We start from the raw sequence: 14,339 nt of genomic DNA on the forward strand, positions 1-14,339 counted from the left end.
CGAACGGCTTCCGGGTCTTTCGGCGTTACGGTCATGACATGCCGCACAGCACGCCGATCAAGGCCATCGTCTGGGACGTGGATGACACGATCTTCGACTACGCGACGGCCGACACCGTCGGGATGCGCGCCCACCTCGACGCGGAGGGGCTGCTCGACGGCTTCGGGAGCGTCGAGGAGGCGCTCGTGCGGTGGCGGGCCACCACGCGCGAGCACTGGGCCCGGTTCGAGGCGGGAGAGTCCGACTGGGAGGGGCAGCGCAGGGACCGCGTGCGCAGCTTCGTGGGGCGCGCCATGGAGGCCGAGGAGGCCGACGGCTGGTTCGCCCGCTATCGCGGCCACTACGAGGCCGCGTGGAGCCTCTTCCCCGACACCGTCCCGGCCCTCGACACCCTCGCCGACGGCTACCGGCACGCGGTGCTGTCCAACTCCTCGCTGCACAACCAGGACCGCAAGCTGCGCGTCCTCGGTGTGCGCGACCGCTTCGAGGCCGTCCTGTGCGCCGCCGAACTCGGCGTCGCCAAGCCCGAGGCGGCCGCCTTCCACGCCGTCTGCGAGGAGCTCTCCCTGGAGCCGCACGAGATCGCGTACGTCGGTGATCAGCCCGACACGGACGCCCGCGGAGCCGTCGACGCGGGCCTGAGCGGAATCTGGCTCGACCGCGCTGAACTGGGCGGCAGGCCCGAACTCGTACGCATCACAGGGCTCGGGCAACTGCCTGCGCTGTTGGCCGGGGATACCCGTTTTGGAGCGCAGTCCACCTTCGGGTAATGTTCTTTCTGCGCCAAGGGGAGCGGGCCCAAAAGCCCGGATCCCGGAAGCGCAAGCCAAGCAAGATCCCTTCGGGGGTTGCGTTTCGGTGGCCTATGGTGTAATTGGCAGCACGACGGTTTCTGGTTCCGTTAGTCTAGGTTCGAGTCCTGGTAGGCCAGCTCGCAGAGCTCATCTGCAACCGTGGATATGGCATCCACAAAGCCCCCGTTGTGTAGCGGCCTAGCACGCCGCCCTCTCAAGGCGGTAGCGCCGGTTCGAATCCGGTCGGGGGTACAGATCCTTCCCGTGAGGACAGTTCGGGTCGCACCCACTGACTTCAATGCAGGATCGCTAGGGCCCCCGTTGTGTAGCGGCCTAGCACGCCGCCCTCTCAAGGCGGTAGCGCCGGTTCGAATCCGGTCGGGGGTACGCACTGAGTTCGCAGGTCGTGAGGCCTTGAACTTCTGTGGTCTATGGTGTAATTGGCAACACTACGGTTTCTGGTACCGTCATTCTAGGTTCGAGTCCTGGTAGACCAGCTCGATCACGTAAGTGGTCAAGGCCCCCGTTGTGTAGCGGCCTAGCACGCCGCCCTCTCAAGGCGGTAGCGCCGGTTCGAATCCGGTCGGGGGTACTCGCGAACGATCAAGGCCCTTCCCGAAGTCGGGAAGGGTCCTTTTCGTGTGCCGTGACATGTGCTGCCGTGACATGTGCGGGCACACGTACGGGAGTTGAAGCCAGGAGTGGACAACTCCGGCCGGTCGCTGCGGCGTTGGAGCGACCGGCCGGGAACGGGCAGGGAATATAAGGGGAGTTGGGGCAACCGGATCAACCGGTGCGGCGCAGGGCCTCGGAGAGGCGACCCGCGGCGTCGATGATCGCCTGGGCGTGCATCCGGCCCGGGTGGCGCGTGAGGCGCTCGATCGGCCCGGAGACCGAGACCGCGGCCACGACGCGGTTGGAGGGGCCGCGTACGGGCGCGGAGACGGACGCGACGCCCGGCTCCCGCTCGCCGATCGACTGGGCCCAGCCGCGGCGCCTGACGCCCGACAGGGCCGTCGCCGTGAAGCGGGCGCCCTGGAGGCCCCGGTGCAGGCGCTCCGGCTCCTCCCAGGCCATCAGGATCTGCGCGGAGGAGCCCGCCTTCATCGTGAGGGTCGAGCCCACCGGGACCGTGTCCCGCAGTCCGGAGAGCCGCTCCGCCGCGGCGACGCAGATGCGCATGTCGCCCTGGCGGCGGTAGAGCTGGGCGCTCTCGCCCGTGACGTCCCGAAGGTGCGTGAGCACCGGGCCCGCCGTCGCGAGGAGGCGGTCCTCGCCGGCCGCCGCCGAGAGTTCCGCGAGGCGCGGGCCGAGAATGAAACGGCCCTGCATGTCACGCGCCACCATGCGGTGGTGCTCCAGGGCCACCGCAAGGCGGTGGGCTGTGGGTCTTGCCAGTCCGGTGGCCGCGACAAGGCCTGCGAGGGTCGCGGGTCCGGACTCCAGAGCGCCCAGGACAAGGGCTGCCTTGTCCAGAACGCCGACGCCGCTACTGTTGTCCATGCGTCGATACTCCCGTCTCACTCTGTGAAACGCAAGTTCAATTTTCCGTGGAACTTGCCACCCTGTACGTCACACCGGCCCGTGGACCAAACGGGCCCGGCCGTTGGCGTCCGGTACGAGGGGTACGGGCGACGGCGATCCGAAATCTCTAGTTGGGCCGGCGCACCTCAAGCCGGTCGGAGGGAAAGCGATGGGTAGGACACTCGCGGAGAAGGTCTGGGACGACCACGTCGTCCGGCGCGCCGAGGGCGAGCCCGATCTCCTCTTCATCGATCTGCACCTGCTGCACGAGGTGACCAGCCCGCAGGCCTTCGACGGCCTCCGCCAGGCCGGACGTCAGGTGCGGCGCACCGACCTCACCATCGCCACCGAGGACCACAACACTCCGACCCTCGACATCGACAAGCCGATCGCCGACCCGGTCTCGCGCGTGCAGCTGGAGACGCTGCGCAAGAACGCGGCCGAGTTCGGGGTCCGCCTGCACTCGCTGGGCGACGTCGAGCAGGGTGTCGTGCACGTCGTGGGCCCGCAGCTGGGCCTCACCCAGCCGGGCACCACCGTCGTCTGTGGCGACTCCCACACCTCGACGCACGGCGCCTTCGGCGGCCTGGCGTTCGGCATCGGCACCTCGCAGGTCGAGCACGTGCTGGCCACGCAGACGCTGCCGATGTGGCGCCCGAAGACGATGGCGATCACCGTCGACGGCGAACTGCCCGAGGGCGTCACCGCCAAGGACCTGATCCTCGCCATCATCGCGAAGATCGGCACCGGCGGCGGTCAGGGCTACATCCTGGAGTACCGCGGCTCGGCCATCGAGAAGCTGTCGATGGAAGCGCGGATGACGATCTGCAACATGTCCATCGAGGCCGGTGCCCGCGCGGGCATGGTCGCCCCCGACGAGACCACTTTTGCGTACCTGGAGGGCCGTGCGCACGCCCCGCAGGGCGCCGACTGGGACGCCGCGGTCGAGTACTGGAAGACGCTGCGGACGGACGACGACGCGGTCTTCGACGCCGAGGTCTTCATCAAGGCCGATGAGCTGTCGCCGTTCGTGACCTGGGGCACCAACCCCGGTCAGGGAGCGCCCCTTTCGGCGAACATCCCCGACCCGGCTTCGTACGAAGACGCTTCGGAGCGCTTCGCCGCCGAAAAGGCCCTGGAGTACATGGGGTTGGAGGCCGGGCAGGCGCTGCGCGACGTCAAGGTCGACACCGTCTTCGTAGGCTCGTGCACCAACGGCCGCATGGAGGACCTGCGCGCCGTCGCCGAGATCCTCAAGGGCCGCAAAATCGCCGACGGACTGCGGATGCTGGTCGTTCCCGGCTCCGCGCGGGTGGGCCTGCAGGCCGTCGAGGAGGGCCTGGACAAGGTCTTCAAGGAGGCCGGCGCCGAGTGGCGCTACGCGGGCTGCTCCATGTGCCTGGGCATGAACCCGGACCAACTTGCTCCCGGCGAGCGCTCCGCGTCCACCTCCAACCGCAACTTCGAGGGCCGGCAGGGCAAGGGCGGGCGCACGCACCTGGTCTCGCCCCAGGTCGCCGCGGCCACCGCCGTGCTCGGCCACCTGGCCTCGCCCGCCGACCTGTCCGACGCCCCTGTCGCCGCTGGAGTCTGATCAGTCATGGAAGCATTCACCACGCACACCGGCCGGGCCGTCCCGCTGCGCCGCAGCAACGTCGACACCGACCAGATCATCCCCGCCCACTGGCTCAAGAAGGTGACGCGGGACGGGTTCGAGGACGGGCTGTTCGAGGCCTGGCGCAAGGACTCCGAGTTCGTCCTCAACAAGCCCGAGCGCGAGGGTGCCACCGTCCTGGTGGCAGGTCCCGACTTCGGCACCGGCTCGTCCCGTGAGCACGCGGTGTGGGCCCTGCAGAACTACGGCTTCAAGACCGTCATCTCCTCCCGCTTCGCGGACATCTTCCGCGGCAACTCCCTCAAGAACGGTCTGCTGACCGTGGTTCTCGACCAGAAGGTCGTGGACGCGCTGTGGGACCTGGTGGAGAACGACCCGCAGGCCGAGATCACGGTCGACCTGCAGGAGCGCGAAGTTCGGGCCGAAGGCGTCACCGCGTCCTTCGAACTGGACGAGAACTCCCGCTGGCGGCTGCTGAACGGGCTCGACGACATCAGCATCACGCTGCGCAACGAGGACGACATCGCCGCCTACGAGGCGAAGCGCCCGGCCTTCAAGCCGCAGACGGTCCAGGTCTGAGCCGACCGGATTCCTACGGCTCTCTAACGGATCCGTAGCCCGGCAAGGCTTATTCAGGCCACATCGACAGGGCCCCGTACCCCCAATCGTGCACCGGTTGGGGGTACTTCTGTGTCCGGCTCCAAAGCCCCTCCCGGGCCCTGCGCGAGGGGGTGCCGTGACCTCTCAACTCCCTTGAATACCAGGGGTGTTCTGGGGGTAAGCGTGCGTCGGAGACACTCTGGGCAAGCACGTCGTACGAGGCTCCAGAAGGGGCTTCTGGGGCGGGAGTTGCACCCTGCGGAGGCGACAACTCGCCCCAGATGGCACAATCTGTGCATGGAACACGACGGCCAACTCCAGCTGTATGCGGCGGTCGCGGACCAACTCAAGGAAGCGCACGCAAGAGTGCGCACACTGCAAGTCCCGGAGGGCGTACGGATGGCGCTGACCCGGAAGCTGCTGGCCGTCACGGCCGCGGCCAAACACGATCTCGCCGGTGCGGCAAGGCGTCTGGAGCGATTCATGGTGGACCTCGACGACTTCGAAGAGGGCTCCATCACTGAAGAGGAACTCTGAGACTGTCCAGTTCGTTGCGGCACAAGGGTGATTAGCCCGTTTCGCGTTTGATTTGCGGTATATATCTGCCTAACGTGCGAAAAGCCGGTGCGAAAAAGATTCGCTCCGGCAATGTCTCCGAAGGGGAAGACGTGAACAAGGCGCAGCTCGTAGAAGCCATTGCCGACAAGGTTGGTGGCCGTCAGCAGGCCGCTGACGCCGTCGACGCCGTACTCGACGCCATTGTGCGTTCCGTGGTCAGCGGTGACCGCGTCTCGGTCACGGGCTTCGGCTCGTTCGAGAAGGTCGACCGCCCGGCCCGCTACGCCCGCAACCCGCAGACCGGGGAGCGCGTCCGGGTCAAGAAGACCTCGGTGCCGCGTTTCCGCGCGGGCCAGGGCTTCAAGGACCTCGTCGCGGGTTCGAAGAAGCTCCCGAAGAACGACGTCGCGGTCAAGAAGGCGCCCAAGGGCAGCCTGAGCGGCGGCGCTTCGGCGACGGTCAAGAAGGCGGCGGCCAAGAAGGCCACCACCGCCAAGAAGGCCACCGCCAAGAAGACGACGGCGAAGAAGACCACCGCCGCCAAGAAGGCGACCCCGGCCAAGAAGGCGACCACCGCCAAGAAGGCCGCCACCGCCAAGAAGGCCACGGCGAAGAAGACCGCCGCCAAGAAGGCCGCCCCGGCCAAGAAGGCCGCCACCGCCAAGAAGGCGGCCCCGGCGAAGAAGGCCACCGCCAAGAAGACGGCGCCCGCCACGAAGGCCACGGCCAAGAAGGCGCCCGCCAAGAAGTCCACGGCGCGCAAGACCACCGCCAAGAAGGCCACCGCCCGCAAGAAGTAAGTCGCTTCTTGGGCGTACGCCACAAGGTTGCTCACGCGTCGGGCCGGGCTCCCTTCGGGGAGACCGGCCCGCGGTGTGTCCAGGGGCCCTCACCGGGCCCACGGGGGTTTTCAGAAGGTCTGCAGGGTCACCAGCGTGATCCGCCGCGCGTCGGCCGCGCCCTCGGTGTCCTGCATCTCGATGCGCACCCGCTGCCCGGGGCGCAGCAGTCGCAGGCCGCCCGCGTCGAAGGCGGCGGCGTCGAAGGGGACGGGCGTGCCGTCGTCCAGAAGGACGCTGCCGGCACGGGTTTCGGAGTCGTACGTGTACGCGGTGGCCTGCATACGGGCAGCGTACTCAGTCCGGGATCAGGAGCCCCGCCGCGGCCCTCGCGGTGTGCGGGCCCACGCCGAGGGCGAGCGCCGCCCGCAGGTCGTCGCCGGTGTCGACGTCCTGGCGTACGGAGTGGACGCCTTCGACGGGGAGTTCCGCGGCGCCGGACGCCGTGTGGCGGGCGCGCGATGCCCCGCCGAATGCGGGCAGCAATTCCGTGCCGGGGGCCGCGGACAAGAGTGTTGTGCCGATTCCGGCGGCATCGGGCAGAAATGCGCGGGGAAATGCGGCGGCCGTCGCGAGAACGCGGGCCAATTCGGAGGGGCGCAGGGCCGGCAGATCGGCGTTCAGGGCGGCTATGGCGGCGGCCCGGTGTTCGGAGCGTACGAACGTCTCTCCATGTGCGAGAGCGGCGTTGAGGCCCGCCTGTGGGGCGTCCGGGACCACGTGGGCGCCCAAGGCCGCCAGTTCGCGCTCGGCGCGGGAATCGTCCGTGACGACCACCACATCCCGCACCGCCGTACAGGCCCGCGCGGCGGCCACGGTGTCCTGGGCGAACGCCAGGGCGAGGCTTGGGCGCAGGGCGTCTCCCGCCGTCGGGGCCAGTCTGCTCTTGGCCCGCACCAGCGGTTTCAGCGGTATCACCAGGGTCCACTGCACGCGCCTATTGTGACCTGTGCATGAGGTGCGGCTGTCCGTGCGGGCGTACGGTGTTCTCGACAGGCCGGTGGGCCGGGCCGACGCTTGTGCTGCCCAGGCCCCCCTAGAGGAAGGTGTCCGAGTGTCCCGCCGCAGAATCGGCTTCTGGTACCGCTTCGCCGCGGTCCTCTGCAAACCACCGCTGGTGGTTCTGTTCAAGCGGGACTGGCGTGGAATGGAGAACATTCCGGCCGACGGAGGCTTTATCACCGCGGTCAACCACAATTCGCATCTGGATCCGTTCCTCTACGCCCACTTTCAGTACAACACGGGACGGGTCCCGCGTTTCCTCGCCAAGCACGGCCTCTTCAGGAAGGGGTTCGTGGGCGCGGCGATGCGCGGCACCGGACAGATTCCCGTCTATCGCGAGTCCACGAACGCGCTGAGCGCCTTCCGGGCCGCGATCGACGCGGTGGAGCGCGGTGAGTGTGTGGCCTTCTATCCGGAAGGAACGCTCACCCGCGATCCCCAACTGTGGCCGATGACCGGAAAGACGGGCGTCGCGCGCGTGGCGCTGCAAACGAAGTGCCCGGTGATTCCGGTCGGCCAGTGGGGCGCCACCGAAGCGCTCGCGCCGTACTCCAAGAAGCCGGACTTCTTCCCGCGTAAAACGCACCATGTGCTCGCCGGTGAGCCCGTCGACCTCTCCGAGTTCTACGACAGGGAGATCACGCCCGACCTCCTGAAGGAGGTGACCGAGGTCATCATGACCGCGATCACCGCCGAGGTGGCGGAGCTGCGCGGCGAGAAGGCGCCGGAGAAGCGTTACGACCCGCGTGAGGCGCGCATCCAGCAGCGGCGCAAGTTGCATGGGGACAAGGGCAGTTCGGCCACTTCGGCCGCGAGCGGTACGACCGAGGAGAGCAGCAAGTGACACGACCCGTGAAGGCCGCCGTCTTCGGCACCGGCTCCTGGGGCACCGCCTTCGCGATGGTGCTCGCGGACGCGGGCTGCGACGTCACCCTCTGGGCCCGCCGCGCCGAACTCGCCGAGGCCGTCAACTCCACGCGTACGAACCCGGATTACCTGCCCGGCGTGGAACTCCCGGAGAACGTGCGGGCCACCGCCGACCCGGCCGAGGCCGCGGCGGACGCCGACTTCACGGTGCTCGCCGTGCCCTCGCAGACGCTGCGCCAGAACCTGGGGGAGTGGGCGCCGCTGCTCGCTCCCGACACCGTCCTCGTCTCGCTCATGAAGGGCGTCGAGCTCGGTTCGGCGATGCGGATGAGCGAGGTCATCGAGGACGTCACGAAGGTCGGTGAGGACCGCATCGCGATCGTCACCGGGCCCAACCTCGCGCGCGAGATCGCCGCACGCCAGCCCGCCGCCGCGGTCGTCGCCTGCCGCGACGAGGCCGTGGCCCAGCGGCTCCAAGTCGCCAGCCACACCCCGTACTTCAGGCCCTACACGAACACCGACGTGATCGGCTGCGAGCTCGGCGGCGCGGTCAAGAACGTGATCGGGCTCGCCGTCGGCATCGCGGACGGCATGGGGCTCGGCGACAACACGAAGGGCTCGCTCATCACGCGCGGGCTCGCGGAGACGACCCGGCTCGGGCTCGCCATGGGCGCGGACCCGCTGACGTTCTCCGGACTCGCGGGCCTCGGCGACCTGGTGGCCACCTGCTCCTCGCCGCTGTCGCGCAACCACACCTTCGGCACGAACCTCGGCAAGGGCATGACCCTTCAGGAGACCATCGCGGTCACCAAGCAGACCGCCGAGGGCGTCAAGTCCTGCGAGTCGGTGCTCGATCTGGCGCGCCGGCACGGCGTAGACATGCCGATCACGGAGACCGTCGTCGCGATCGTCCACGAGGGCAAGTCCCCGGTCGTCGCGGTGAAGGAGCTCATGTCGCGCTCCGCCAAGCCGGAACGACGCTGAGCGACGGCGTACGACAACTGTGCGACCGGGGCTCTGCGGGCGCTGACTCTCGTACTACCAGCAGGTACGCTCAACGCGATATGAGCAGCGAGAACCTCCCCCAGAGCCCTGCGTCCACCGCAGGTGGGCCCAAGCCGCGTGTGGCCGTCGTCTTCGGTGGCCGCAGCTCCGAGCACGGCGTCTCCGTGGTCACGGCGGGCGCCGTGCTGCGCGCCATCGACCGCTCCAAGTACGACGTGTTGCCGATCGGCATCACGCGCGAGGGGCGTTGGGCGCTGACGGCGGACGATCCCGAGCGGATGGCCATCACCGACCGACAGGTGCCGGACGTCGCCGATCTCGCCGAGTCGCCCGAGGGCGGCGTGGTCCTCCCGGTCGACCCGGGCTCCCGCGAAGTCGTCTACAACGAGCCGGGATCGGTCCCCAAGGCCCTCGGCGAGGTCGACGTGGTCTTCCCCGTGCTGCACGGCCCGTACGGCGAGGACGGCACGATCCAGGGCCTCCTGGACCTCTCCGGAACCCCGTACGTCGGCTGCGGTGTGCTCTCCTCGGCCGTCGGCCAGGACAAGGAGTACATGAAGCGCATCTTCACGTCCTTCGGGCTGAAGGTGGGGCCCTACTTGGTCGTGCGCCCGCGCGAGTGGGAGCGGGATCAGGAAGGCGCCCGCCGCCGCGTCGCCGACTTCGTCGGGGACCACGGCTGGCCGCTGTTCATCAAGCCCGCGCGCGCGGGTTCGTCGATCGGCATCACGAAGGTCGACTCCTTCGAAGGGCTCGACGAGGCGATCGAGACGGCCCGTGAGCACGACCCGAAGGTGATCATCGAGGCCGGCATCGTCGGGCGCGAGATCGAGTGCGGGGTCCTGGAGTTCGAGGACGGGCCGCGTGCCTCCGTCCCGGCCGAGATCCCGCCGGCCGACTCCCACGCCTTCTACGACTTCGAGGCGAAGTACATCGACTCCGCGGCCGGCATCGTGCCCGCGCCGCTGAGCGAGGAGCAGACCGCAGAGGTCCGCCGGCTCGCCGTCGACGCCTTCGAGGCCATGTCCTGCGAGGGGATCGTGCGGGCGGACTTCTTCCTCGACGAGGACGGGGAGTTCGTCATCAACGAGATCAACACGCTGCCGGGCTTCACGCCGATCTCCATGTACCCGCGGATGTGGCAGGAGAGCGGAGTGAGCTACCCGGAGCTGGTGGACCGGCTCATCCAGGCGGCGCTGCGGCGGTCGACCGGACTGCGGTAACCACAGCTTCCATGACAGGCGTTCTAGTCGGCGATCCCCTTGGGGATCGCCTTCTTGATGGGGCCGGCGAGGTCGACCAGGGAGCCCGCCCCGTTCTTGGTCACCTCGTCCTTGGGGATCGTCACCTCTACGTAGGCGAGGCGTCCGCCCGTCGTCATCCGCTGTGCGCCGTCGTCGAGTTCGTCCGCGACCCAGCCGACGCCGTCGATCGTCGCGGTGTTGCTGCTCGTCTTCAACGCCGCGTCGGGCCACGGCACGCCGCAGCGCAGTATGATCGCGGGGCTTCCCCACGCCGCGGTGAGCTCCGAGCCCGGTTCGGGATCGTTGCGCTCGAGTCCGTCGACCTTCTCCGGCAGGACCTTGTCCAGGTTCCGGCACAGCTTGGCGGCCTTCGCGTCCGGAGTGGGAACCGCCGCCTTTGGCGCCTCGTCCGTCGAAGCGCAGCCCGCGGTGGCGATCAGCAAGGAGAGCGAGGGCACCGCGATGGACAGGCGGATCAGTCGGCCGTGCCGGATCCGGTGACGATATGACTTCACCGGCACAGCGTAGACGGGGGCTACAGGTGGACTACCGGGCAGGTCAGAGTGCGCGTGATGCCGTCCACCTGCTGGACCTTGGCGACCACCATGCGGCCGAGCTCGTCGACCGTGTCGGCCTGCGCGCGCACGATCACGTCGTAGGGGCCGGTGACGTCCTCGGCCTGGATCACTCCTGGAATCTTCCCGATCAGCTCGGCGACGGTCGACGCCTTGCCTACTTCGGTCTGGATCAGGATGTACGCCTGTACCACGGAACCTCCAGGGCGGCCACGAGGATCATCACGAGGATCATGTGGGGAGAAAGGGACGCCACGGTATCGCGTCACCGCTCGCCGCGGGGAGACCCGGTGGCGGCTGTGGCGCCCACGGACGTGGAAGGCAGGCCCGTGACACAAACCGTACCCATGACAGAGACGGCCCGCGACCGCAAGCGGGCCGGGGCATTCGGCCCTGGCGGGCGGCAGCGAACCGGGGCAGAAAGGGCAGCACGCGCATGAAGGGCACCGTCGGCGAGTTGGGGGAGTTCGGCCTCATCCGAGAGCTGACCTCTCGGCTCACCACCACCCCGGCCGTACGCATCGGTCCCGGCGACGACGCCGCCGTGATCGCGGCACCGGACCGCAGGGTCGTCGCCAGCACGGACGTCCTGCTGGAGAACCGGCACTTCAGGCGCGACTGGTCCACCGCGTACGACGTCGGGCGCAAGGCCGCCGCGCAGAACCTCGCCGACATCGCGGCCATGGGCGCCGTGCCGACGGCGCTGCTCCTCGGCCTCGTGGTGCCCGCCGAACTGCCCGCGTCCTGGCCGTCGGAGCTGATGGACGGGCTGCGCGACGAGTGCCAGGTGGCGGGCGCCGCCGTCGTCGGCGGCGATGTCGTACGCGGCGACACGATCACCGTGGCGATCACCGCGCTCGGCGACATGCAGGGCCACGAGCCGGTGACCCGGTCCGGCGCACAGCCCGGTGACGTCGTGGCCGTGACCGGCTGGCTGGGCTGGTCCGCCGCCGGATACGCGGTGCTCTCGCGCGGCTTCCGCTCGCCCCGCGCCTTCGTGGAGGCGCACCGCCGCCCCGAACCGCCGTACCACGCGGGCCCCGCGGCGGCCGGGCTCGGCGCCACCGCCATGTGTGACGTGAGCGACGGGCTCATCGCCGACCTGGGCCACATCGCCGAGTCGAGCAAGGTCCGTATCGACATCAAGTCGGGGCAGGTGGATGTGCCCTCGCAGATGAGCGACATCGGCCAGGCCGTCGGCGTCGACCCGCTGCAGTGGGTGCTGAGCGGGGGCGAGGACCACGCGATCGTGGCCACCTTCCCGCCGTCGGTGAAGCTGCCCGCCCGCTGGAAGGTGATCGGCGAGGTGCTCGGCCCCTCGTCGCTGTCCCAGGTGACCGTGGACGGGGCGCCCTGGACGAACCAGGGTGGCTGGGACCACTTCGGGGACGGCTACGCCGGAGGCGAGATCGAATCGTGAGGGCGCCGGTGCGGGTGGGCGTGCGCCCGCACCAGGCGTTCTCCGGCAGCTGTGGGCCCGTGGGCACAAAAAAGAGCCGGTCCCCGAGGGGACCGGCTCTTTAAAGCAACCAGCTAGGTGGCCGCGCTACGCGAAACGTCAGCGCGAGACCTTGCCGGCCTTGATGCACGAGGTGCAGGCGTTGAGGCGCTTCGGCGTCCCACTGATCACGGCACGCACACGCTGGATGTTCGGGTTCCAGCGACGGGGCGTACGGCGGTGCGAGTGGGAGATGCTGTTGCCGAAGCCCGGCCCCTTGCCACAGACGTCGCAGTTGGCAGCCACGGGTCACTCCAAAGACTTCAGATGCTCTTACGGTTGATCCCGGCATGCCGGGATCAGGATCGGAGGATCTGAGTGGCGGTGCCAGGGGATGGCCCGATGAATATCGGGCAACCCGAGCAGCATACAACGGCTGCGTCGGTACAACGAAACTACCATGGCTGGTAGGGCGGCCCGCCCGGGCTCCGGACCAGGTCGGGGCCGGATTGTGGGCCGGGCCCTCTTTCCGGACGCTCACCTTCCGCGGTCTACTCTGCGGTGCCAGTCCAGCTGCTCGAGGAGGCGCAGGTGCCGCAGGTGCTCGACGTGATCGCGGTGCGCGCCTGGTGCTCACTCGCCTTGGAGGCGCTGGGTCGTGACCGCGCGGAGATAGACGCGATCAACGTCTATCCGGTCGCCGACGGGGACACCGGCACCAATCTCTATCTGACCCTCGAGTCCGCGCATCAGGCGGTCGAGGCGGTCTTCGCCGGGCTCGAGGCGGGGCCCGAGCCGGCCGCTCCCGCGCTCCCCGAAGTGATGCGCGCCATGGCGCACGGCGCCCTCATCGGTGCCCGGGGCAACTCCGGGACGATCCTCGCGCAGCTGCTCCGGGGCATGGCACAGGTCCTCGCCGGGAGCGGAGACGGTGAGGGAGATCACGCGGCGGGAGCCGACGCCGACGCCCTGCGGCTGGCGCTGGGCCGGGCCGCCGAGTCCGCGCGCGAGGCGGTCGCCCACCCCGTGGAGGGCACGGTCCTGACCGTGGCGACGGCAGCCGCGGCGGCCGCCTCCGGGGTTGACGGGGACTGCCGGGACGTCGTCCGTGCCGCCTACGAAGGCGCGTGCGTGGCGCTCGACGCGACGCCGGGGCAGCTCGCAGCCCTGGGCAGCGCCGGGGTCGTGGACGCCGGTGGGCGGGGGCTCGTGGCCGTCCTGGGGGCGCTGAGCGAGGCGGTCTCGGGGGAGGCGGCGCCGGTGCGCCGGGGTGGAGCGGGCATCCACGCGCGCGTGGATGCCGTTCCCGACGGTGTGCTGCTCGAATGCCCCGAGGACGAGGGCGCCGCGGGACCCGCCTTCGAGGTCATCTACCTGCTCGAAGCGGACGACGGGGCGGTGGCCCGGCTGCGGACGCGGCTGGACGCCCTCGGGGACTCGCTGGTCGTCGTCGGCGGGGACGGCCTGTGGAACGTCCACGTGCATGTGGACGACGCGGGCGCGGCCGTGGAGGCGGGCGTCGAGGCCGGGCGCCCGTACCGCATCCGCATCACGCACTTCGGGCTCGGCGATGTGCACGCGACGCACGCCTCGGCGCCGCGGGAGCGTGCGCAGCGGGCCGTGGTGGCCGTTGTGCCGGGCGACGGGCTCGCCGGGCTGTACCGGGAGGCGGGCGCCACGACCGTGCCCGACCGGCCCGGTGAGCCGCCCGCGAGCGGGGAGCTCGTCGGCGCGATACGGCGGGCCCACGCGCGCGAGGTGGTGCTGCTGCCGAACGACGCCGAGCTGCGGCACACCGCCGCGGCGGCGGCCGAGCAGGCCCGCGCCGAGGGCATCCGGATCGCGCTCATCCCGACCCGCTCGGCGGTCCAGGGCATCGCCGCGATCGCCGTCCACGAGCCCGACCGGCGCTTCGACGAGGACGTCGTGGCGATGACCTCGGCCGCGGGGGCGACCCGGTACGGCGAACTGGCCGTCGCCGAGCGGCAGTCGTGGACCATGGCGGGCATCTGCCAGGCCGGGGACGTCCTCGGCCTGATCGACGGAGACGTGGCGGTCATCGGCGGCGAGGTCCCCGTGACGGCCCGCACGGTCCTCGACCGGATGCTGGCGGCGGGCGGCGAACTCGTCACGCTCGTCCTCGGCGAGGAGGTCTCCGACGAGGTCGCGGCCGGGCTCGAACAGCATGTGCGCGAGTCCTACCTGGCCGTGGACACGGTGGTGTACCGCGGCGGGCGGCAGTCGGCGCTGATGCTGATCGGCGTCGAGTAGGGCGAGT

At 69.8% G+C, this 14,339-nt stretch carries 16 protein-coding genes and 5 tRNA genes; 15 read left to right on the forward strand and 6 right to left on the reverse strand.

Annotated features, from left to right (window positions below; all coding sequences use genetic code 11):
- Positions 1 to 38 precede the first annotated feature (38 nt).
- From OHA73_RS29870 to OHA73_RS29895, 6 genes are all read left to right on the forward strand, one after another.
- Complete coding sequence (locus OHA73_RS29870; RefSeq protein WP_266714497.1) at positions 39 to 770, forward strand: HAD family hydrolase; 732 nt, start codon at positions 39 to 41, stop codon at positions 768 to 770.
- Positions 771 to 859: 89 nt separating this feature from the next.
- Positions 860 to 931, forward strand: a tRNA-Gln gene (locus OHA73_RS29875).
- Between the two features lie 42 nt (positions 932 to 973).
- Positions 974 to 1,046 (forward strand) — tRNA-Glu (locus tag OHA73_RS29880).
- 62 nt (positions 1,047 to 1,108) lie between these two features.
- Positions 1,109 to 1,181 (forward strand) — tRNA-Glu (locus OHA73_RS29885).
- A gap of 38 nt (positions 1,182 to 1,219) precedes the next feature.
- A tRNA-Gln gene (locus tag OHA73_RS29890) sits at positions 1,220 to 1,291 on the forward strand.
- A 22-nt stretch (positions 1,292 to 1,313) separates the two neighbouring features.
- Positions 1,314 to 1,386 (forward strand) — tRNA-Glu (locus OHA73_RS29895).
- 194 nt (positions 1,387 to 1,580) lie between these two features.
- On the opposite strand, the gene ndgR is transcribed toward OHA73_RS29895, so the two are convergent.
- On the reverse strand, positions 1,581 to 2,297 hold the full coding sequence (gene ndgR / locus OHA73_RS29900) for an IclR family transcriptional regulator NdgR (RefSeq protein WP_266714499.1): 717 nt from the start codon (positions 2,295 to 2,297) through the stop codon (positions 1,581 to 1,583).
- Between the two features lie 190 nt (positions 2,298 to 2,487).
- Between ndgR and leuC the strand changes: the two genes are divergently transcribed.
- The 4 genes from leuC (at position 2,488) to OHA73_RS29920 (ending at position 5,891) form a co-directional block, all read left to right on the forward strand.
- Positions 2,488 to 3,912, forward strand: coding sequence for a 3-isopropylmalate dehydratase large subunit (gene leuC, locus OHA73_RS29905; RefSeq protein ID WP_266714501.1), 1,425 nt, complete (start codon positions 2,488 to 2,490; stop codon positions 3,910 to 3,912).
- 6 nt (positions 3,913 to 3,918) lie between these two features.
- Entirely contained in the window at positions 3,919 to 4,512 is a 594-nt protein-coding gene (gene leuD / locus OHA73_RS29910) for a 3-isopropylmalate dehydratase small subunit (protein ID WP_266714503.1), read from the forward strand.
- Between the two features lie 318 nt (positions 4,513 to 4,830).
- Positions 4,831 to 5,070: a hypothetical protein gene (locus OHA73_RS29915; RefSeq protein ID WP_327656579.1), complete on the forward strand. Its 240-nt coding sequence runs from the start codon at positions 4,831 to 4,833 to the stop codon at positions 5,068 to 5,070.
- Positions 5,071 to 5,201: 131 nt separating this feature from the next.
- Positions 5,202 to 5,891: an HU family DNA-binding protein gene (locus OHA73_RS29920; protein ID WP_327656580.1), complete on the forward strand. Its 690-nt coding sequence runs from the start codon at positions 5,202 to 5,204 to the stop codon at positions 5,889 to 5,891.
- 110 nt (positions 5,892 to 6,001) lie between these two features.
- On the opposite strand, the gene OHA73_RS29925 is transcribed toward OHA73_RS29920, so the two are convergent.
- Together OHA73_RS29925 and cofC are read right to left on the reverse strand one after the other, a co-directional pair.
- A complete protein-coding gene (locus OHA73_RS29925; RefSeq protein ID WP_266714509.1) occupies positions 6,002 to 6,214 on the reverse strand; it encodes a hypothetical protein in 213 nt (70 codons plus the stop codon).
- A 13-nt stretch (positions 6,215 to 6,227) separates the two neighbouring features.
- Positions 6,228 to 6,863, reverse strand: coding sequence for a 2-phospho-L-lactate guanylyltransferase (cofC, locus tag OHA73_RS29930; RefSeq protein ID WP_327656581.1), 636 nt, complete (start codon positions 6,861 to 6,863; stop codon positions 6,228 to 6,230).
- A gap of 121 nt (positions 6,864 to 6,984) precedes the next feature.
- Here cofC and OHA73_RS29935 point away from each other — a divergent pair, with 121 nt between their 5' ends.
- The 3 genes from OHA73_RS29935 (at position 6,985) to OHA73_RS29945 (ending at position 10,027) form a co-directional block, all read left to right on the forward strand.
- The gene (locus OHA73_RS29935) at positions 6,985 to 7,776 is read left to right on the forward strand and encodes a lysophospholipid acyltransferase family protein (RefSeq protein ID WP_267072773.1); all 792 of its coding nucleotides are present in this window, start codon (positions 6,985 to 6,987) and stop codon (positions 7,774 to 7,776) included.
- Positions 7,773 to 8,783 (forward strand): NAD(P)H-dependent glycerol-3-phosphate dehydrogenase, encoded by a 1,011-nt coding sequence (locus OHA73_RS29940; RefSeq protein WP_267069108.1) that lies wholly within the window; start codon positions 7,773 to 7,775, stop codon positions 8,781 to 8,783. The genes OHA73_RS29935 and OHA73_RS29940 overlap by 4 nt, the downstream gene beginning before the upstream one ends.
- Before the next feature lie 80 nt (positions 8,784 to 8,863).
- On the forward strand, positions 8,864 to 10,027 hold the full coding sequence (locus OHA73_RS29945) for a D-alanine--D-alanine ligase family protein (protein WP_267069107.1): 1,164 nt from the start codon (positions 8,864 to 8,866) through the stop codon (positions 10,025 to 10,027).
- A gap of 23 nt (positions 10,028 to 10,050) precedes the next feature.
- Here OHA73_RS29945 and OHA73_RS29950 read toward each other — a convergent pair whose 3' ends face one another.
- Both OHA73_RS29950 and OHA73_RS29955 read right to left on the reverse strand, forming a co-directional pair.
- Positions 10,051 to 10,563: a DUF3515 domain-containing protein gene (locus OHA73_RS29950; RefSeq protein WP_267069106.1), complete on the reverse strand. Its 513-nt coding sequence runs from the start codon at positions 10,561 to 10,563 to the stop codon at positions 10,051 to 10,053.
- A gap of 20 nt (positions 10,564 to 10,583) precedes the next feature.
- A complete protein-coding gene (locus tag OHA73_RS29955; RefSeq protein WP_016642988.1) occupies positions 10,584 to 10,817 on the reverse strand; it encodes an Lrp/AsnC family transcriptional regulator in 234 nt (77 codons plus the stop codon).
- Positions 10,818 to 11,059: 242 nt separating this feature from the next.
- Between OHA73_RS29955 and OHA73_RS29960 the strand changes: the two genes are divergently transcribed.
- Positions 11,060 to 12,043, forward strand: a complete 984-nt coding sequence (locus OHA73_RS29960) for a thiamine-phosphate kinase (RefSeq protein ID WP_266714521.1) — start codon at positions 11,060 to 11,062, stop codon at positions 12,041 to 12,043.
- 138 nt (positions 12,044 to 12,181) lie between these two features.
- Here OHA73_RS29960 and rpmB read toward each other — a convergent pair whose 3' ends face one another.
- Positions 12,182 to 12,367, reverse strand: coding sequence for a 50S ribosomal protein L28 (gene rpmB, locus OHA73_RS29965; RefSeq protein ID WP_266714523.1), 186 nt, complete (start codon positions 12,365 to 12,367; stop codon positions 12,182 to 12,184).
- Between the two features lie 255 nt (positions 12,368 to 12,622).
- Between rpmB and OHA73_RS29970 the strand changes: the two genes are divergently transcribed.
- Positions 12,623 to 14,332, forward strand: a complete 1,710-nt coding sequence (locus OHA73_RS29970; RefSeq protein WP_327656582.1) for a DAK2 domain-containing protein — start codon at positions 12,623 to 12,625, stop codon at positions 14,330 to 14,332.
- The last annotated feature ends 7 nt before the right edge of the window (positions 14,333 to 14,339 follow it).

The organism is Streptomyces sp. NBC_00483 (assembly GCF_036013745.1).
Classification (GTDB): domain Bacteria; phylum Actinomycetota; class Actinomycetes; order Streptomycetales; family Streptomycetaceae; genus Streptomyces.

Excerpts from the sequence above, each read along its gene's own strand:
- leuC (WP_266714501.1), top strand. The coding sequence starts at position 2,488 with ATGGGTAGGACACTCGCGGAGAAGGTCTGGGACGACCACGTCGTCCGG.
- leuD (WP_266714503.1), top strand. The coding sequence starts at position 3,919 with ATGGAAGCATTCACCACGCACACCGGCCGGGCCGTCCCGCTGCGCCGC.
- OHA73_RS29925 (WP_266714509.1), bottom strand. The coding sequence starts at position 6,214 with ATGCAGGCCACCGCGTACACGTACGACTCCGAAACCCGTGCCGGCAGC.
- OHA73_RS29945 (WP_267069107.1), top strand. The coding sequence starts at position 8,864 with ATGAGCAGCGAGAACCTCCCCCAGAGCCCTGCGTCCACCGCAGGTGGG.
- OHA73_RS29915 (WP_327656579.1), top strand. The coding sequence starts at position 4,831 with ATGGAACACGACGGCCAACTCCAGCTGTATGCGGCGGTCGCGGACCAA.
- OHA73_RS29960 (WP_266714521.1), top strand. The coding sequence starts at position 11,060 with ATGAAGGGCACCGTCGGCGAGTTGGGGGAGTTCGGCCTCATCCGAGAG.
- ndgR (WP_266714499.1), bottom strand. The coding sequence starts at position 2,297 with ATGGACAACAGTAGCGGCGTCGGCGTTCTGGACAAGGCAGCCCTTGTC.
- OHA73_RS29870 (WP_266714497.1), top strand. The coding sequence starts at position 39 with ATGCCGCACAGCACGCCGATCAAGGCCATCGTCTGGGACGTGGATGAC.